At 74.9% G+C, this 17,991-nt stretch carries 15 protein-coding genes; 8 read left to right on the forward strand and 7 right to left on the reverse strand.

What is annotated here, in order from left to right:
- The first annotated feature begins 240 nt into the window (after positions 1 to 240).
- Positions 241 to 3,117 carry a helicase-associated domain-containing protein gene (locus tag AC069T_RS21245; protein ID WP_478784238.1) on the forward strand — a complete coding sequence of 959 codons (2,877 nt, stop codon included), beginning with the start codon at positions 241 to 243 and terminating at the stop codon, positions 3,115 to 3,117.
- 92 nt (positions 3,118 to 3,209) lie between these two features.
- Complete coding sequence (locus AC069T_RS21250; RefSeq protein WP_358854293.1) at positions 3,210 to 4,853, forward strand: DNA repair helicase XPB; 1,644 nt, start codon at positions 3,210 to 3,212, stop codon at positions 4,851 to 4,853.
- 6 nt (positions 4,854 to 4,859) lie between these two features.
- Here the strand turns inward: AC069T_RS21250 and AC069T_RS21255 are convergent, their stop codons facing one another.
- The 3 genes from AC069T_RS21255 to AC069T_RS21265 all read right to left on the reverse strand — a co-directional run bounded on the left by AC069T_RS21255 (position 4,860) and on the right by AC069T_RS21265 (position 7,010).
- Complete coding sequence (locus AC069T_RS21255) at positions 4,860 to 5,255, reverse strand: hypothetical protein (RefSeq protein WP_478784239.1); 396 nt, start codon at positions 5,253 to 5,255, stop codon at positions 4,860 to 4,862.
- The gene (locus tag AC069T_RS21260) at positions 5,188 to 6,438 is read right to left on the reverse strand and encodes a glycosyltransferase 87 family protein (protein ID WP_478784352.1); all 1,251 of its coding nucleotides are present in this window, start codon (positions 6,436 to 6,438) and stop codon (positions 5,188 to 5,190) included. The genes AC069T_RS21255 and AC069T_RS21260 overlap by 68 nt, the downstream gene beginning before the upstream one ends.
- 389 nt (positions 6,439 to 6,827) lie before the next feature.
- A complete protein-coding gene (locus tag AC069T_RS21265) occupies positions 6,828 to 7,010 on the reverse strand; it encodes a hypothetical protein (protein ID WP_478784240.1) in 183 nt (60 codons plus the stop codon).
- Positions 7,011 to 7,493: 483 nt separating this feature from the next.
- Here AC069T_RS21265 and AC069T_RS21270 point away from each other — a divergent pair, with 483 nt between their 5' ends.
- Positions 7,494 to 9,533 (forward strand): HelD family protein, encoded by a 2,040-nt coding sequence (locus AC069T_RS21270; protein ID WP_478784241.1) that lies wholly within the window; start codon positions 7,494 to 7,496, stop codon positions 9,531 to 9,533.
- A 213-nt stretch (positions 9,534 to 9,746) separates the two neighbouring features.
- Here the strand turns inward: AC069T_RS21270 and AC069T_RS21275 are convergent, their stop codons facing one another.
- Both AC069T_RS21275 and AC069T_RS21280 read right to left on the reverse strand, forming a co-directional pair.
- Positions 9,747 to 10,445 (reverse strand): copper homeostasis protein CutC, encoded by a 699-nt coding sequence (locus AC069T_RS21275; RefSeq protein WP_478784242.1) that lies wholly within the window; start codon positions 10,443 to 10,445, stop codon positions 9,747 to 9,749.
- A 130-nt stretch (positions 10,446 to 10,575) separates the two neighbouring features.
- Entirely contained in the window at positions 10,576 to 11,268 is a 693-nt protein-coding gene (locus AC069T_RS21280) for a maleylpyruvate isomerase family mycothiol-dependent enzyme (RefSeq protein WP_478784243.1), read from the reverse strand.
- Positions 11,269 to 11,315: 47 nt separating this feature from the next.
- On the opposite strand from AC069T_RS21280, the gene AC069T_RS21285 reads away from it, so the two are divergent.
- Together AC069T_RS21285 and AC069T_RS21290 are read left to right on the forward strand one after the other, a co-directional pair.
- Positions 11,316 to 12,047, forward strand: coding sequence for an HD domain-containing protein (locus AC069T_RS21285; RefSeq protein WP_478784244.1), 732 nt, complete (start codon positions 11,316 to 11,318; stop codon positions 12,045 to 12,047).
- Positions 12,048 to 12,338: 291 nt separating this feature from the next.
- Positions 12,339 to 13,547, forward strand: coding sequence for a Cmx/CmrA family chloramphenicol efflux MFS transporter (locus tag AC069T_RS21290; RefSeq protein WP_478784245.1), 1,209 nt, complete (start codon positions 12,339 to 12,341; stop codon positions 13,545 to 13,547).
- Between the two features lie 14 nt (positions 13,548 to 13,561).
- Here the strand turns inward: AC069T_RS21290 and AC069T_RS21295 are convergent, their stop codons facing one another.
- Entirely contained in the window at positions 13,562 to 13,834 is a 273-nt protein-coding gene (locus AC069T_RS21295; RefSeq protein WP_478784246.1) for a DUF4031 domain-containing protein, read from the reverse strand.
- Entirely contained in the window at positions 13,831 to 14,214 is a 384-nt protein-coding gene (locus AC069T_RS21300; protein WP_478784247.1) for a hypothetical protein, read from the reverse strand. The genes AC069T_RS21295 and AC069T_RS21300 overlap by 4 nt, the downstream gene beginning before the upstream one ends.
- 55 nt (positions 14,215 to 14,269) lie before the next feature.
- On the opposite strand from AC069T_RS21300, the gene AC069T_RS21305 reads away from it, so the two are divergent.
- The 3 genes from AC069T_RS21305 (at position 14,270) to AC069T_RS21315 (ending at position 17,947) form a co-directional block, all read left to right on the forward strand.
- Positions 14,270 to 15,193: a MurR/RpiR family transcriptional regulator gene (locus tag AC069T_RS21305; RefSeq protein ID WP_478784248.1), complete on the forward strand. Its 924-nt coding sequence runs from the start codon at positions 14,270 to 14,272 to the stop codon at positions 15,191 to 15,193.
- A 118-nt stretch (positions 15,194 to 15,311) separates the two neighbouring features.
- A complete protein-coding gene (gene murQ, locus AC069T_RS21310) occupies positions 15,312 to 16,307 on the forward strand; it encodes an N-acetylmuramic acid 6-phosphate etherase (RefSeq protein ID WP_478784249.1) in 996 nt (331 codons plus the stop codon).
- 215 nt (positions 16,308 to 16,522) lie between these two features.
- A complete protein-coding gene (locus tag AC069T_RS21315) occupies positions 16,523 to 17,947 on the forward strand; it encodes a PTS transporter subunit EIIC (protein ID WP_478784250.1) in 1,425 nt (474 codons plus the stop codon).
- The last annotated feature ends 44 nt before the right edge of the window (positions 17,948 to 17,991 follow it).

The following is a 17,991-nucleotide window of genomic DNA, read 5'->3' on the forward strand; positions in this document are numbered from 1 at the left end:
GAGTCGACGCGGAGCGTCGGCGACCGACGACAACGCCGCAGATGTGCGTGCCGGACCCCGCGACGCCGGCGTGATCCAAACGACAGGCCCTAGGCCCCGGACCCGGTTGCCCGCCCGCCGGAGGGGTCTTCGCCGGCTGGAGGTCCCGGCCCGTCCGGCGGGTGAGGACGGGCGTACCGGTGCTGTCCGGGGGTCCGGGGGCGGAGCCCTCGGGTAAGCGGAACCGCTACCGTTGGCCGGATGAGCACCGAGGAGCAGCCCACGACGGAGTCCGCACCCGCGGGGAACGCACCGCGCTCCCTGGCGGAAGCCCTCCGCGCGCGGGACGACGCCTCCCTGGCCGCGCTGCTGCGTGCCCGCCCGGACCTCATCACGCCCGTCCCCACCGATCTCACCCAGCTGGCGACGCGGGCCGGCACCCGCGCGTCCGTCGTGCGCGCGCTGGAGCGGCTGGACCGTTTCGCGCTGCAGACGGCGGAGGCGCTGGCGGTGGCGCCGGAACCGGCGGTGTACGGCGAACTGCTCGGGCTGATGGCGGGCGACGACCGTGATCCGGTGGTCGCGGAGGCGCTCCCCCATGCTCTGGGCACGCTGCGCGAGCAGGCGCTGGTGTGGGGTGCGGACGACCGTCTCCGTCTGGTCCGTACGGCGCGTGAGCTGCTCGCGCCGTCCGCGCAGCATCCGTCCCCGACGGGGCTCGGGCCGACGGTGGCGGAGGCCGCGTCGGGTATGTCGCCCGGCCGGATCCAGGAGATCGTGACGGCGGCGGGTCTTGCGACCACGCACGACTCGGTGTCGGCCGTCGCGGCGCTGACGGAGCTGTTCACGGACCGTACGCGGATGTCCGTGCTGCTGGACGGGATTCCGGCGGACTCGCTGGAGGTGCTGTCCCGGCTGGTCTGGGGTCCGCCGTACGGCCAGGTGACCGCCGATCCGGCGCCCCGGCTGCGGCTGCTTCTGGACCGGGGGCTGTTGCTGCCGACCGCGCCGGGCACGGTCGTCCTGCCGCGGGAGGTCGCCCTGCATCTGCGGGCGGGCCGCGCGCACCGCGAGACGCAGCCGGTGCCGCCGGCCGTGGAGCCGGGTGCGGCGCACCGTCCGGCGATGGTGGACGCGACGGCGGCGGGCCAGGCGTACACCGCGCTCGCGACCGTCGAGGAGCTGCTGAAGGACTGGGACGAGGGCGGTCCGGCGGTGTTGCGCGCGGGTGGGCTGAGCGTGCGCGACCTGAAGCGGACGGCGGTCGCGCTGGACGTGCCGGAGCCGGTGGCCGCGTTCTGGGTCGAACTGGCCTACGCGGCCGGGCTGCTGGCGTCGGACGGTGATGCCGACGAGCGGTACGCGGCCACGCCCGCCTACGACGAATGGCTGGAACTGCCCTCCGCGGAGCGCTGGGCGCGGCTGGCCGGGGCCTGGCTGGCGGCGACCCGCACGCCGGGTCTGGTCGGCGGACGGGACGCCAAGGACCGTACGCTCTCGGCGCTCGGCCCCGGTCTTGACCGCTCCGCGGCTCCGGAGGTCCGGCACCGTGTCCTCGCGCTCCTCGGCACGCTGCCCGAGGGCGCGTCGCCCTCCGCGGACTCCCTCCTGTCCCGGCTTCACTGGGAGCGTCCGCTGCGTGGCGCCCAGTCGGCGCAGGACGACGACCTGCGCACGCGGCTGGCCCGGTGGACGCTGTCCGAGGCCGAGTCCCTGGGCGTGACGGGGCGCGGGGCGCTGTCCTCTCACGGGCGGGCGCTGCTCGGGCTGCCCGCGGCGGGGGGCGCGAACGCCGCAGGGGCGGCTGAAGCGGCTGGGCCGGCTGAGGGCGCCGGGGCCGCTGGGGTCGCCGGGGTCGCCGGGGTCGCCGGGGTCGCCGGGGTCGCGAACGCCCCAGGCACCGAGAACGCCGCAGGGACCCCAGGGACCCCAGGGACCTCTGGGACCTCTGGGACCTCTGGGACCTCTGGGACCTCTGGGACCTCTGGGATCCCTGGGAGGGCGAACGCCTCGGGCACCGCGAACGCCGCAGGGGCGGCCAGGACCTCTGGGACCGCCGGGACCGCAGGAAGGGCGGACGCCGCCTCGGAGGCCGGGCCGTCCGGTCCCGGTGACGGGCTCCCCGCCCGTCCGCACCACCCCCCGGCCCCCGCCCCGCGGCCCGTCCGCACGCCCGCCGAGCAGGCCGCGGACGCCGCCCACGCGGCCCGGCTCCTCGCGCCGCTCCTGCCGGAGCCGCTGGACCACGTCCTGCTCCAGGCCGACCTGACCGCGGTCGCGCCCGGGCCGCTGCGGCGTCCGCTGGCCGACATGCTCGGGGTGCTCGCGGACGTGGAGTCGAAGGGCGGCGCGACGGTGTACCGGTTCACGCCGGGGTCGGTGCGGCGGGCCCTGGACGCGGGCCGGGCGGCGTCGGACCTGCACGCCTTCCTGGCCGAGCACGCGCGTACACCCGTGCCGCAGCCGCTCACCTATCTGATCGACGACGTGGCGCGCCGCCACGGTCATCTGCGCATCGGCGCGGCCTCGGCGTACGTCCGCTGCGACGACGACGCGGTGCTGAACGAGATCCTCGCCGACAAGCGCTCGGCCGGGCTGCGGCTGCGCCGTCTCGCGCCGACCGTCCTCGCCGCCCAGGCGGATCCGGCGGCGCTCCTCGACGGCCTGCGCGCGATGGGCTTCGCGCCCGCCGCCGAGTCCGCCGAGGGTGACGTCCTGATCACCCGCGCCCATGCCCGCCGCACGCCGCCGCGCACGGCCCCCCAGCCGGTCCCGGAGGGCCCGCCGGTCCCCGACGCCACGTTGCTGGGTGCCGCGATCCGCGCGGTCCGCGCCGGTGACCTGGCCGCCACGGCCCCGCGCAGGACGGCCCCGGACGCCGCCCCCGCCACGGCCGGCGAGCTGCCCCGCACGAGCGCCGCGGAGACCCTCGCCACGATGCAGGCCGCCGTCCTGACCGGCGAGTCCCTGTGGATCGGCTACGTCAACGCCGAGGGCGCCGCCAGCCAGCGCGTCATCGCGCCCGTCCGGGTCGAGGGCGGTTTCGTGACGGCGTACGACCACACGGCGGACGAGGTCCGCACCTATCCCCTGCACCGCGTCACCGGCGTCGCGGAACTGGCGGACGACCAGCCCTGAGGCCGACCTCGACGTGATCGCCCGCCGGTACGGCACACTGGACGTTTGGCCGCACGCGTCGGATGCGGGCCGGGACCGGAAAGGGCACTCGCGTGAACGGACCCCTCATCGTCCAGTCGGACAAGACCCTGCTCCTCGAGGTCGACCACGAGCGGGCGGACGAGTGCCGTCGGGCGATCGCGCCGTTCGCGGAGCTGGAGCGGGCCCCCGAGCACATCCACACCTACCGGCTGACTCCGCTCGGGCTGTGGAACGCGCGCGCCGCGGGCCATGACGCCGAGCAGGTCGTGGACGCGCTCGTGCAGTACAGCCGCTATCCCGTGCCGCACGCGCTGCTCGTGGACATCGCCGAGACGATGGACCGCTACGGGCGGCTGACGCTCAGCAAGCATCCGGCGCACGGGCTCGTCCTGACGACCACGGACCGGCCGGTGCTGGAGGAGATCCTGCGGTCGAAGCGGGTCGCGCCGCTGGTCGGCGCCCGTCTCGACGCCGACACGGTCGCCGTGCACCCCTCCGAGCGCGGGCAGATCAAGCAGACGCTGCTGAAGCTGGGCTGGCCGGCCGAGGACCTCGCCGGGTACGTCGACGGGGAGGCGCACCCGATCGAGCTGGCCGAGGACGGCTGGGCGCTTCGCCCGTACCAGAAGCAGGCCGTGGAGAACTTCTGGCACGGCGGCTCGGGCGTGGTCGTGCTGCCCTGCGGCGCGGGCAAGACCCTGGTCGGCGCCGGGTCCATGGCCCAGGCGAAGGCCACCACCCTGATCCTGGTCACGAACACCGTCTCGGCCCGGCAGTGGAAGCACGAGCTGGTGAAACGGACGTCGCTGACCGAGGAGGAGATCGGCGAGTACAGCGGTACGCGGAAGGAGATCCGGCCGGTCACCATCGCCACGTACCAGGTGCTGACGACCCGGCGGAAGGGCGTCTACCCGCACCTGGAGCTGTTCGACTCCCGTGACTGGGGGCTCATCGTCTACGACGAGGTGCATCTGCTGCCCGCGCCCGTCTTCAAGTTCACCGCCGACCTCCAGGCGCGCCGCCGGCTCGGGCTGACGGCGACGCTGGTCCGGGAGGACGGCCGGGAGTCGGACGTCTTCTCCCTCATCGGGCCCAAGCGGTTCGACGCGCCGTGGAAGGAGATCGAGGCGCAAGGGTACATCGCGCCCGCCGACTGCGTGGAGGTGCGGGTCAATCTGACCGACTCCGAGCGGCTCGCGTACGCCACCGCGGAGACCGAGGAGAAGTACCGGTTCTGTGCGACCACCGCGACCAAGCGGAAGGTCACGGAGGCGCTGGTGCGCAAGTTCGCCGGGCAGCAGATCCTCGTCATCGGCCAGTACATCGACCAGCTCGACGAGCTGGGCGAGCACCTGGACGCGCCCGTCATCAAGGGCGAGACGTCGAACGCGCAGCGGGAGAAGCTCTTCGAGTCGTTCCGGCAGGGCGAGATCAGCGTGCTCGTGGTGTCGAAGGTGGCGAACTTCTCGATCGACCTGCCGGAGGCCACGGTCGCCATCCAGGTGTCGGGCACCTTCGGTTCGCGGCAGGAGGAGGCGCAGCGCCTCGGCCGCGTCCTGCGTCCGAAGGCCGACGGCCACCAGGCGCACTTCTATTCGGTCGTAGCCCGCGACACCATCGACCAGGACTTCGCGGCGCACCGCCAGCGCTTCCTGGCGGAGCAGGGGTACGCGTACCGGATCGTCGACGCGGACGAGCTGCTGGCGGGCAGCTGACCCGGTTCAGGGCGCGGGCAGGGCGAGCACCAGGAAGAGGACCGTCACGGGCGGCAGCAGGGCCGCGCAGGCGGCCCAGGCGCGGGTGCCCGCCCAGCGCCGCTTCCAGGGCAGCGCCCAGGCGACGACCAGGAACACGGTGGTGACCGGGCCGCCGTAGGAGAGGATCCCGTAGATCCAGGACAGGCTGTCCATCAGGGCCGGGGAGCAGTGGTCGGGGCCGCAGCTGTCCGTGGCCATGGCGGACAGGCCGCCGAGGAAGAGGGCGGCCGGGCCGAGGAGCAGCAGGAGCAGCGACGCCACGAGCGGCGCGATCCAGGCCCTGCGGTGCGGTTCATCCGCCGTGGACGGGTTCGTCGGCCGTGCCGCGGCGGGCGGGGACTCGAGGTGCGGTGTCGTCATTCGGACAGTTCATCGTCGCGCGCGGTGTCGGCACACCGGTGCGGATACTCACCGGGGGCGGGTCGGCGTACTCATCCGGTGCCGGGTTCCTGCGCAGGGTGAGCCAGGCCGCCGTCAGGAGGGCCGCCGCCAGCAGGGGGTAGGGGGAGGCGAGCGGCTGCTGCCACCAGGGCAGGCGCAGGTCCAGGTCGCCCCGGTGCGGGACCAGCCACTGGGTGCGGGCGGTGAAGACGGCGGCGCTCAGCACGGCGAGGCCGGTGCGGCCCCGGGCGTGCAGGACCGCGAGCAGCGGTACGCACCACACCCAGTGGTGGGACCAGCTGACCGGTGAGACGAGCAGCGCGGTGAAGGCCGTGAGGAGGACGCCGAGGCGGGCGTCGGCGGCGCGGCACGCGAGTGCGAGGCCCGCGCAGCCGGCCGGCACGGCCACGAGGGCCCAGGCGGGCCCCGGCGAGGGATCGCCCAGGGCCCGCGCGACGAGCCCCTGCACCGACTGGTTGTCGACGATCCACACCTTGCCGACCCGGTCGGTCTCGAAGAGGCGGCGGGTCCAGAAGTCGACGCTCGCGGCGGGCAGCAGGAGCGCGCCGGCCAGGACGGTGCCGAGGAAGGAGGCCAGCGCGGTGAGCCCCTCCCGGGTGCGTACCCGTGGCCGTACCGGGGTGCGCCGGTTGAGCAGGAGGTACGCGACGAAGAGGGCGGGGGTCAGTTTCACACCGGCCGCGATCCCCACGGCGAGGCCTCTGCCGGGGGCGCCCGGCGGGCGGGTGAGGTCCCACAGGACGAGGCAGGCGAGCGCGAGGTTGATCTGCCCGAACAGCACGGTCTGGAACACGGGTTCGAGCCAGAGGGCCCCGGCGGTGGCGGTGCACACCAGGGGGACGCCCGCGGGCAGTCCGGCGAGGCGGCAGGAGAGCCGGACGAGCAGGGCCAGCAGCGCGGTGTTGCCGGCGACGAACGCCGCCTTGAGCGCCAGCGGCGGGAGCCAGGCGGTCGGCACGAACAGGATCGCCGCGAACGGCGGGTAGGTGGCGGGCAGGTGCCACTCGGTGACCGTGAAGCCGTACAGGTCGCCGCCGGCGACGACGGCCGCGCCCTCGGCGCGGTAGACGAACGCGTCGGCCATGGGCGCGCGCTGGAGGACGCACAGCGCGACGAAGGCGGCGAGGGAGACGACCAGCAGGGCGCTCGCGGTCGCGACGGCGGGTACGGCGGATCCGGTGGGTGCGGTGGATACGGTGGAAGCGTTGGGTGTGCGGAGGGTTACGTTCCGTCGGGTCACGCAGGGACCCTAGTGTCCGCGCGGGTCCGGCCTGCGACACGGCTCACGGGACGGGCGCGCACGGGCGGTCGGCGCGGGCATCCGGTCACCGACCGCAGGCGTGCGGCGCGGGCGTCGGGTCACCGGCGGCGGGCGCGATGGGCGGGCATCCGGTCACCGACCGCAGGCGTGCGGCGCGGGCATCGGGTCACCGGCGGCGGACGCGCGATGGGCGGCATCCGGTCACCGGCGGCGGGCGCGCGGGCGCCGGTGCGCGCTCACCGGTGGTGAGGCGCGGGGCCGGCCGGCGCTCACCTGCGGTGGACGCCCGCTTCCTCGCCGTACTCGCCGAGGAGGACGACGCCGACGGCCGCGGTCGCGAAGACCTTGAGGGCGCGCAGGGCGTCGCCGAGAAGGTGCCGCTGGTGGCCGCTGTCGAGGGCGGTGGCCCCGCTCGGCGACGGGTGGTGAGGTGTGAAGGTCGCTGCACTCATGCTTCCATCATGGAATCGGGACACAGCGGATACGTCGGTCTTCCGATGTAACCTCGGCGCCCCTCCCGTACGCCTGGCGGGCGCGCCGTCTCCACCCCGGGAGGGACCCCGCGCCCGGTGCCCCCTAGGTCGTGTCCGCAAAGTCTCGTCGTCCGCCCGGAGGGCGGGTTCCGCGGCGTCTGGTGCGTGCTCTCGGCGTGCCGGGCGGAGACCCTCGTACTGGACGTACTTGGGGCTTCGCCCGGTGCGGCGAGAGTGCGTGCCAGGCGTCGCGGAACAGGCGGGACTTTGCGGACACGGCCTAGGACCTCGGCGTCACCACCCCGAGGTCCGCGACAATTCGCTGGCACCCGCCCCCTTCCCTCGCCTAAGATCTCCGCTCTTGCCCGCCTCCCTTCACGGAGTGCCGCCGTCCGGACGGAAACCGGCCGGCAGACCGTCAGCGACGCAGCCCGTTCCCCGGAGGCAACACCCGTGTCCCCCATGCCCGAAGGTTTTGACGACCCGCTCGTCCGTGAGCGGACGCACCTCGCCGACTCCCGTGCCGCTCTGCGCGCCATGCGGGAGGACGTGGAGTCACTCGACATCAAGGACGTCACCGCGAACTGGGTGAACGCGGTCGTCCTGCAGAACCAGATCGACGAGCGCATCAAGGCCCTCGCCGACCTCAGCCACACCCCCCTGTTCTTCGGCCGCCTCGACTACCTGCACGCTCCCGGTGCCGAGCGGGCCGAGGGCGCGGCGGGTGAGCGTTTCTACATCGGGCGGCGGCACGTGCACGACGCCGACGGGGACCCGATGGTCATCGACTGGCGTGCCCCGGTGTCCCAGCCGTTCTACCGGGCCTCCAGGAAGGACCCGATGGACGTCGCCCTGCGCCGCCGCTTCGGCTACACCGGCGGCGACCTCACGGCGTACGAGGACGAGCACCTCCTGGACCCGGCCGAGGCGGCGGGCACCAGCAAGCTGCTCCAGCAGGAGATCGAGCGGCCCCGCGTCGGCCCGATGCGCGACATCGTGGCGACCATCCAGCCCGAGCAGGACGAGATCGTCCGGGCGGGCCTGTCCGGCTCGGTGTGCGTGCAGGGCGGCCCCGGCACCGGAAAGACCGCCGTGGGCCTGCACCGGGTCGCGTATCTGCTGTACGCGCACCGGGACCGGCTCGCCCGCACCGGCACACTGGTCATCGGCCCGAACCGGTCCTTCCTGCACTACATCGAGCAGGTCCTCCCGGCGCTGGGCGAGCTTGAGGTCAAGCAGGCCACGGTCGACGACCTGGTGGCGCACGTGGAGGTGCGGGGCACGGACGACGCCACGGCCGCCGTGGTCAAGGGCGACGCGCGGATGGCCGAGGTGCTGCGCAGGGCGGTCCGCTCGCACATCACGCCGCCCACCGAGCCGGTCGTGGTGGTGCGCGGCTCCCGGCGCTGGCGCGTACCGGTGTACGAACTCGAGGAGATCGTGCGGCAGTTGACGGAACGCGACATCCGCTACGGCGCCGCGGGCGAGGCGCTTCCGCAGCGCATCGCGCATGCCGTGCTCGTCCAGATGGAGCGGGCGGGCGAGGCGCCGGACGACCGGGTGCAGGACGCCGTCGCCCGCAACAGCGCCGTGAAGGCCGCGGTCAAGGCGATCTGGCCGCCCGTCGATCCCGCCAGGCTCGTGCTGCGGCTGCTGTCCGACCCGGAGTTCCTCGCCGCGCACGCCGAGGGGCTCCTCGACGAGGACGAGCAGAAGGCGGTCCTCTGGACGAAGCCGGCGCGGAGCGTGAAGGCGGCCCGGTGGTCGGCCGCGGACGCGGTGCTGATCGACGAGGCGACCGACCTCGTCCGGCGCACGCACTCACTGGGGCACGTGGTGCTCGACGAGGCGCAGGACCTGTCGCCGATGCAGTACCGGGCGGTGGGGCGGCGCTGCTCCACCGGGTCGGCGACCGTGCTCGGCGACCTGGCGCAGGGGACGACGCCGTGGGCGACGCGGAGCTGGCAGGAGGCGCTGGCGCACCTGGGCAAGAGCGAGGCGGTCGTCGAGGAGCTGACGGCGGGTTTCCGTGTCCCCGCGGACGTCATCACGTACGCGTCCCGCTTGCTGCCGTACATCGCGCCGGGGCTCGCGCCCGTGGCGTCGGTGCGGGAGAACCCGGGGTCCTTCGAGGTGCGGGCCGTCACGGGCGACGGTGACGTGGTCGCCGCCTGCGCCGAGTCGCTGGGCAACGAGGGGTCGATCGGGCTGATCGCCGCCGACGCCCGGATCCCGGCGCTGGCGGAGGCGCTGACGGCGGCCGGCATCACCTTCCTGGGGCCGGGCGAGGAGACCACCCCGGACACCCGGCTCACCCTCGTGCCGGCCTCGCTCGCCAAGGGTCTGGAGTACGACTACGTGGTCCTGGACGAGCCGCGGGCCGTGGTCGACGGCGAGCCGGACGAACGCACCGGCCTGCGCCGCCTGTACGTGGCGCTGACCCGAGCGGTCTCGGGCCTCACGGTGACGCACACGGCCCCGCTGCCGCCCCAGCTCGCCTGAACCGACGGCACCCGGCGGGCGGTTGTCGGCCCCTGCCGCCGCCGGGACCCGCGGCCCGGCCCGGCCTGACCGCCGGGTACGTCCGGGCCCGTGGGGGCCCGCCGTGGGGCGCGCTAGGGCCTGTCGTTTGGATCACGCCGGCGTCGCGGGGTCTGGCACGCACATCTGCGGCGTTGTCGTCGGTCATAGCCAGCCTGATCCAAACGACAGGCCCTAGGCGTCCAGTGCCGTCCGCCACTCCCGTACCGCCTCCGCGGCGACCGGGGCGGTCCAGCCGGCGGGGCGGGCCGCGCCGCCGATGTGGAAGGCGTCGACGCCCGCGGCGCGCAGCCGGGGGACGTGGTCCAGGCGGAGGCCGCCGCCGACGAGGATCCGCGGCTCGTAGCCGGGCTCGCCGCGCCGGGCGGCCTCCGCGACCAGCGTGGGCAGCCCGTCGTCGACCCCGCCGGCCGAGCCCGCCGTCAGGTAGGCGTCGAGGCCCGGCAGGTCCGCCAGCTGCTTGCGCAGGGCGTCACGGTCGGCCGCCCGGTCGATCGCGCGGTGGAACGTCCACCGGCAGCCGTCCAGCTCCGCCGCCAGCCGCTCGACGACGGGCAGGTCGGGGCCGCCGTGCTCGTCGAGGAACCCGAGCACGAACTCCTCGGCGCCCGCGGCCCGCAGGTCGCGGGCGGTCCGTACGAGCGCGGCGGTCCCGTCGGCGCCGCCCGCCGCGAACCCGTCCGCCAGCCGCAGCATCACGCGCAGCGAGAGGTCGACGGCGGCGCGGATCCCGGCGAACGTCTCCACCGCGGGGGTGAGCCCGTCGGCGGCCATGTCGGTGACCAGTTCGAGGCGGTCGGCGCCTCCAGCCTGGGCGGCGACGGCGTCCTCGACATCGAGGGCGATCACCTCCAGGACCGCACGCTTGCTCATAGGACCTCTTCCCTTGGCCGGCTACAGGTCTAGTCCAATCCAAGACTACGCCCGGAGGGTGTGCGCCCGCGAGAAGATCGCGCGAGTGGCGGGGACGCCGCGACGTCCCTGCGCGCCGCCGGTACGGGCCTCAGCCGCCGAAGATGTTCAGCTCCGCCTCGGCCGCGCCCGCCAGCTCGTACCGCGTGCCGACGACCGGGCGCCCCGCGTACAGCCGTACGAGCGTGGGCGCGTCCCCGAGGTAGCGGGCCGGCGGCCGGGTGCCCGAGGGCGCGCCGAGCCGCAGCGGCTCGTCCCGGTCGTCCAGGTCGGCGTGCAGCGGGAGGTGGCCCCGCTCGCGGGTGATCCGCGCGAGCAGCGTGAGGGCGTACGGCAGACCCGCACCGGCGTAGGCCTCCGGCTCCCCGAAGGCCTCCCGTACGTCACCGGCGTGCACCCACTCGCCGAGCCCGACCGCGTCCAGGATCCCGCCGGCCTCGGCGATCACCGGCCCCGCCTCGGTCATCCCCCGCTCCAGCTCGTCCACGATCCGGGCCTTCGGCCAGCCGTCCCGCTCGGCGATGTCCCGGTCGTTCGCCGCCGGCTCGAACACCCCCTTCTCGAAACGGCTCTCCACCACCCGCGTCAGCGCGGCCCCGCAGTGCGCGAGCACGTCCCGCACGGTCCACCCCGGACAGGCGGTGCGCAGCGCGAAGTCCCGCTCGGGTCGGGCCCGGAGCAGGGGGATCAGCACGTCGCGTTCGGTACGGAGCAGCCGCCCGGGGAGTTCCGGGTCCCGTACGTCCGGCACCTCTGGCACATCTGTCACATCCGCTGAAGTCATGGCCCCAAATTAGGCCGTGGGGACGGCCACCGGGGGCGCCGAGGACAATGAACGCCATGGCTGAGGAAGAGACAGGGGCGGGACCGGCGACGGGCGCGGCGGCACCGGCTGACCGGCATCCCGCGTACGAGGACCTGGCGCGGCGCTGGACGGCGGCCGTCACGGCGGCCCGGACGCCGGACGCGGCTCTCGCGGGCGGGCAGGCGCACGATCCCCGCCCCTACGCGGAGAACCTGCTCCGCCGGTGGGCCGAGCCCCGGCGGCGGTACCACACCACCGATCACCTCGTCGCGGTCCTCGACCGCATCGACGTCCTGGAGGAGTACGCCGCCGATCCGGCCGCGGTGCGGCTGGCCGCGTGGTTCCACGACGCGGTCTATCTGCCGGACCGGTCGACGAACGAGGAACGCTCCGCCCGGCTCGCCGAACGTGCCCTGCCCGAGCTGGGCGTCGAGGAGGCCCGCACCGCCGAGGTCGCCAGGCTGGTGCGGCTCACGGTCACCCACGACCCCCGCGCCGACGACGCGAACGGCGCCGTGCTCTGCGACGCCGACCTCGCGATCCTGGCCGCGCCCCCGGACGCGTACGCCGCCTACACGGCCGCCGTCCGCGAGGAGTACGCCTTCGTCCCGCCGGACGCCTTCCGCACCGGCCGGGCGGCCGTCCTGCGCCAACTCCTCGCCCTGCCCCGCCTGTTCCGCACGCCGCACGGACAGCGCGAGTGGCAGACGCGGGCCCGCGAGAACCTCCGCCGAGAACTGGAGACACTCGCTCCGTAGCCCCGGCCCGCCCCACGGCGACGGCCACACGCGCGGCCCACTTCCCCACCGACGGCCCGACCGGGGGGCCGGGCCGGGGCAGGCAACCCGGACCGCGTGCCGCAAGGCCTGCTCGCGGCTCGGCGCAGGCCCCGGGCGGGGCCACCGTCCCGGGCAGGGCCACCGTCCCGGGCAGGGCCACCGTCCCGGGCAGGGCCACCGTCCCGGGCGGGGCCACCGTCCCGGGCGGGAATGCGCTCCGGTCCGCCTCGGTTGCACCCTGATGTGCCCGCACCCGCCGATCGTCCCCGCATGCCCCTGGCCGTCTACATCCTCGGGCTCTCCGTGTTCGCCCTCGGCACGAGCGAGTTCATGCTGTCCGGGCTGCTCCCGCCCATCGCCGACGACATGGGCGTCACGATTCCGCAGGCGGGGCTGCTGATCTCCGCGTTCGCGATCGGCATGGTCGTGGGCGCGCCCCTGCTCGCCGTGGCGACACTGCGGCTGCCGCGCCGTACCACCCTCCTCGCGCTGATCACCGTCTTCGGCCTCGGCCAGGTCGCGGGCGCGCTCGCCCCGACGTACGGCGTGCTCTTCGCGTCCCGTGTGGTGAGCGCGCTGGCCTGCGCCGGTTTCTGGGCGGTGGGCGCCGCGGTGGCCGTGGCGATGGTGCCGGTGACCGCGCGGGCCCGCGCCCTCGCCGTGATGATCGGCGGTCTGTCGATCGCGAACGTCCTCGGTGTCCCGGCCGGCGCCTTCCTCGGGGAGCACCTGGGCTGGCGGTCGGCGTTCTGGGCCGTCGGCGCGGCCTCGGCGGTCGCGCTGGCCGGGGTGGCCACCCTCATCCCCCGCATCCCGGTGCCGGACGAGAAGCCGCAGCTCAAGCGGGAACTGCGCATCTACCGCGACCGTCAGGTCCTGCTGTCGGTCACCGTCACCGCGCTCGCCGCGGGCGGTGTCTTCTGCGCGTTCAGCTATCTCTCCCCGCTCCTCACGGACGTGGCGGGCCTGGACGCCGGCTGGGTCCCGACCGTGCTGGCGCTGTTCGGCGTCGGCGCGTTGATCGGTACGACGATCGGCGGCCGCTTCGCCGACGCGCACCTCTTCGGGGTGCTGGTCAGCGGCATCACCGCGTCGACCGCCGTGCTCGTCGCCCTCGCGCTGTTCGGCCGGTACGCGGTCGCCGCGACCGTCCTCTCCTTCGTCCTCGGCGTCACCTGCTTCTACACGGCCCCGGCGCTGAACGCCCGGATGTTCAACGTCGCGAGCGCCGCCCCCACCCTGGCCGGCGCCACGGTCACGGCCGCCTTCAACCTGGGCAACACCGGCGGGCCCTGGCTCGGCGGCACGGTCATCGACGCGGGCCACGGCTACGCGTCGACGGCGTGGGCGGGCGCGGCGCTGACACTGGCCGGGCTCGCCGTGGTGCTCGTCTCACTGCGCCTGCACCGGCGCACCCGGACCTCCCGCGTGGTCGCCGGGGCGGGCGCGGCCCCCCGTCCGGTCCGCACCGAAGCCTGACGCCCCGGGGCGCCTCAGCCGCGGCCCGCCCACCTCTTGGGCCTGCGCAGCCCGGAACCGCGCAGCAGCCGCACCACCTCGCGGCTGCCGACCTCCACCGCGCCGGCCCGCACCGCGTCGGAGTACCGGTGCGAGGGAATGTCGTAGTGGTCACGCTCGAAGGCGCGCCGCGGGACACCCAACCGCTCGGCGAACACGTGCAGTTCGTCGTACGACTCGTCGCTCACCAGGTGGGACCACATCCGCCCGTGACCGGGCCAGGCGGGCGGATCGATGTACACCGTCACGGCGAGGGGTTCCCGCCGACGGCGGGGCCCAGCGAGCCCACCGGCGCCACCTTCACCCCGGCCTTGTGGCACACCCAGTGCGGGTCCGGCCCCAACTCGGGCTCCACGTCGAGGGCGTGCGGGTCACCCGAACCGCAGGCCGGGCACAGCGGCCACCGGCCGTACCGCTCCAGCAGGGCGTCCTGGACGTCCTGGGCGACCAGGCCCGCCACATAGCCCGCGCCCTCCGGCCACTGCTCGACCCACCAGCGGCGCCGGGCGACCGACTCCTCGACGAGGGAGACGACGTCCGCCTCGGCGACCTCGCCCGCGACCAGGTCGGCCAGCACGAGCGCGCGCGCCGCGTGCAGCGCCTGTTCCAGGGGGCTGATGGGGTCCATGCACCCATTGTGCGCACCCTTGACCGCATACCCCAACGGAAAATATCTTTCAAAGGTGACCCATGACGTGAAGGAAATTTTCTCCGGGGAGGCGCCGCCCGCCCCCGCCGCCCTCGCGGCCAAGGTGCGCACGCTCGCCCCGTCGATGACCCGCTCCATGCAGCGCGTCGCCGAGGCCGTCGCCGGCGACCCGGCGGGCTGCGCGGCCCTCACGGTCACCGGCCTCGCCGAACTCACCGGCACCAGCGAGGCGACGGTGGTCCGCACCGCCCGCCTCCTCGGCTACCCGGGGTACCGGGACCTGCGCCTCGCCCTCGCCGGCCTGGCCGCCCAGCAGCAGTCCGGCCGGGCCCCCGCCGTCACCGCGGACATCGCGGTGGACGACCCGATCGCCGACGTCGTCGCCAAACTCGCCTACGACGAGCAGCAGACCCTCGCCGACACCGCGGCCGGCCTCGACACGGTCCAGCTCGGCGCCGCCGTCACCGCACTCGCCGCCGCCCGCCGCGTCGACATCTACGGCGTGGGCGCGTCCGGCCTGGTCGCCCAGGACCTCGCCCAGAAGCTGCTGCGCATCGGGCTCATAGCCCACCCGCACAGCGATCCGCACCTCGCCGTCACCAACGCGGTGCAGCTGCGCGCCAAGGACGTGGCGATAGCCATCACGCACTCGGGCTCGACCGGCGACGTCATCGAACCCCTCCGGGTCGCCTTCGAGCGCGGGGCGACGACGGTCGCGATCACCGGCCGCCCGGACGGACCCGTCACGCAGTACGCGGACCACATCCTCACCACGTCGACGGCCCGGGAGAGCGAGCTGCGGCCCGCGGCGATGTCGTCCCGCACGAGTCAACTGCTCGTCGTGGACTGCCTGTTCGTGGGGGTCGCCCAGCGGACGTACGAGACGGCGGCACCCGCGCTGTCCGCCTCGTACGAGGCGCTGGCGCACCGCCACAGCGCGCGCGGCTCCCACCGCTGACACACTGACCAGTGCGCCTCCCGCCCCTGCCCGCCCGCCGTAGCTCCGACGACGCATCCACGGAACGTGCGTACGCCCAGCCCGTACGTACGGAAAGCACCGGAAAGAGCCGCTCCACATGACCTCCACCGCCGACGCCTCCTCCCACCACCGCGACCTGCGCGACGCCGACGGCCGCGACCCGGACGACGACAACCACCGCGATCTGGTCGCGGAGTTGGAGATCCTGACCACCGAGGCGTTCCGCCCCGAGCTGTCCGAGATCGACCGGCTGCCGACGGCCGAGATCGCCCGGCTGATGAACGGTGAGGACGCCTCCGTGCCGGCCGCGGTCGCCGCCCGGCTGCCGCTCATCGCCGCCGCGATCGACGCCATCGCGGAGCGGATGTCCCGCGGCGGCCGGCTGATCTACGCGGGCGCGGGCACGGCGGGACGGCTCGGCGTGCTGGACGCCTCCGAGTGCCCGCCCACGTTCAACACCGACCCCGCCCAGGTCGTCGGCCTGATCGCGGGCGGCCCGGGCGCGATGGTCACCTCGGTCGAGGGAGCGGAGGACTCCCGGGAGCTGGCCGCGGCCGATCTGGAGGCGCTGGCCCTGACCGCCGACGACACGGTGGTCGGCGTCTCGGCGTCCGGCCGCACCCCGTACGCCGTCGGCGCGGTCGAGCACGCCCGTGCGCGCGGTGCGCTGACGGTGGGGCTGTCCTGCAACGCGCACAGCGCCCTCGCGGCCGCCGCGGACCACGGCATCGAGGTCGTGGTGGGCCCCGAGCTGCTGACCGGCTCCACCCGCCTGAAGGCGGGCACCGCCCAGAAGCTCGTCCTCAACATGCTCTCGACGATCACGATGATCCGCCTCGGCAAGACGTACGGGAACCTGATGGTCGACGTACGCGCCTCGAACGAGAAGCTGCGGGCCCGCTCCCGCCGCATCGTCGCGCTGGCGACCGGCGCCTCGGACGAGGAGATCGAGTCGGCCCTCGCCGCCACGGACGGCGAGGTCAAGCCCGCCATCCTCACGATCCTGGGCGGCGTCGACGCCCCGACGGCGGCCCGTCTCCTGGAAACAGCCGACGGCCACCTGCGCACGGCCCTCACCGCCACCCGCACCTAAGGGCTGTCCCGCTCCGGGACGCCACGCGCCCGGACGGCACCCCGGAGCCACCGGAGGGCGCGCTCCCGGACCCCGGTCCGGGGCGGAGTGCCCGGCGCGCAGCCCCAGAAGGCTCCGGAGTCCTCCTCCCGCCGTCCGCGCGCCGCGGCGGCGGGCCCCCGTGCGGGCGGCACCATGGGCGCCAGGCGTCGCACCCCCGCACAGCAAGGCCCCGCATGAGCTCTGAAGCCACCGCCCGCGCCACCGCCGCCGCGCTCCTCCCCCTTGTCGGGGGCGCGGCGAACGTCACGTCCGTGGCCCACTGCATGACCCGTCTGCGTCTCGGTCTGCGGGACCGGACCCTGGTGCGGGAGGACGCGCTGCGGGCACTGCCCGCCGTCCTGGGCGTCGTGGACGACGACACGTACCAGATCGTGCTCGGCCCGGGCGCGGTCGCCCGCGTCACCCCGGAGTTCGAGTCACTCGTCGCCGCGAGCGTCACGGCCGCCGGCACCCTGGAGAGCCGGGGCGCGGCACTGCGGGCCGCCCGGCGGGAGCGCAACGCGACTCCGCTCAGGCTCCTGCTGCGCCGCGTCGCGAACATCTTCGTCCCGCTGATCCCGGCCCTGATCGGCTGCGGCATCATCGCGGGCCTCAACGGCCTGCTGGTGAACCTGGGACTGCTCGCCTCCCTCACGCCCGCCCTCACCGCCGTCGCCTCCGGCTTCATGGCGCTGCTCGCCGTCTTCGTCGGCCTCAACACCGCGAAGGAGTTCGGCGGCACCCCGGTCCTCGGCGGCGCGGCCGCCGCGATCGTCGTCCACGCGGGAGTCGCGAAGGTGACGGTCTTCGGCACGACGCTCTCCCCGGGCCAGGGCGGCGTCCTCGGAGCGCTGGCCGCGGCCCTGCTCGCGACGTACGTCGAGAAGTGGTGCCGCGGCCGGGTCCCGGACGCCCTCGATGTCCTGCTGACCCCGACCGTCACCGTGCTCGTGGCCGGCCTGGTCACGATCTACGGCCTGATGTACGCGGCCGGAGAGGTCTCCTCGGCGATCGGCACCGCGGCCGACTGGCTGCTCGGCCGCACCGGCGCCTTCGCCGGGCTGGTCCTGGGCGGCCTGTTCCTGCCGCTGGTCATGCTCGGCCTGCACCAGGCGCTGATCCCCATCCACACCACCCTCATCGACCAGCAGGGCTACACCGTCCTGCTGCCCATCCTCGCGATGGCGGGCGCGGGCCAGGTCGGCGCGGCCCTCGCGGTCTACGTCCGGCTGCGCCATGACCGGACGCTGCGCACCACGATCAGGTCGGCGCTCCCGGCGGGCCTGCTGGGCGTGGGCGAGCCGCTCGTCTACGGCGTCTCGCTGCCCCTCGGCCGGCCGTTCGTGACCGCCTGCGCGGGCGGCGCGGCCGGCGGCGCCTTCGTCGGGTTCTTCTCGATGCTCGGCGACCGGGTCGGCTCGACGGCCATCGGCCCCTCCGGCTGGGCCCTGTTCCCGCTCCTGTCCGGCAACCGGAGCCTGACCCTGACCGCCGCGATCTACGCGGGCGGCCTCCTCACCGGCTATCTGGTCGGCTTCGGCGCGACCTACTTCTTCGGGCTCGGCGCCGTCGAGCGGCCCGACGACGCCGCGGTGACCGCGGCCGCCTCCCCGCGGTGAGCCGCGGGCCGGACCACCGGTTCGGCGGCGTGTGCGATTCTGCG

It is taken from the genome of Streptomyces sp. NPDC043867 (genome assembly GCF_056435845.1).

Bases quoted from the DNA above. Each gene is read 5' to 3' on its own strand.
- AC069T_RS21285 (WP_478784244.1), top strand. From the start codon at position 11,316: ATGAACGCCATGGCTGAGGAAGAGACAGGGGCGGGACCGGCGACGGGC.
- AC069T_RS21280 (WP_478784243.1), bottom strand. From the start codon at position 11,268: ATGACTTCAGCGGATGTGACAGATGTGCCAGAGGTGCCGGACGTACGG.
- AC069T_RS21275 (WP_478784242.1), bottom strand. From the start codon at position 10,445: ATGAGCAAGCGTGCGGTCCTGGAGGTGATCGCCCTCGATGTCGAGGAC.
- AC069T_RS21270 (WP_478784241.1), top strand. From the start codon at position 7,494: ATGCCCGAAGGTTTTGACGACCCGCTCGTCCGTGAGCGGACGCACCTC.
- AC069T_RS21245 (WP_478784238.1), top strand. From the start codon at position 241: ATGAGCACCGAGGAGCAGCCCACGACGGAGTCCGCACCCGCGGGGAAC.
- AC069T_RS21255 (WP_478784239.1), bottom strand. From the start codon at position 5,255: ATGACGACACCGCACCTCGAGTCCCCGCCCGCCGCGGCACGGCCGACG.
- AC069T_RS21265 (WP_478784240.1), bottom strand. From the start codon at position 7,010: ATGAGTGCAGCGACCTTCACACCTCACCACCCGTCGCCGAGCGGGGCC.
- AC069T_RS21300 (WP_478784247.1), bottom strand. From the start codon at position 14,214: ATGGACCCCATCAGCCCCCTGGAACAGGCGCTGCACGCGGCGCGCGCG.
- AC069T_RS21290 (WP_478784245.1), top strand. From the start codon at position 12,339: ATGCCCCTGGCCGTCTACATCCTCGGGCTCTCCGTGTTCGCCCTCGGC.
- AC069T_RS21315 (WP_478784250.1), top strand. From the start codon at position 16,523: ATGAGCTCTGAAGCCACCGCCCGCGCCACCGCCGCCGCGCTCCTCCCC.
- murQ (WP_478784249.1), top strand. From the start codon at position 15,312: ATGACCTCCACCGCCGACGCCTCCTCCCACCACCGCGACCTGCGCGAC.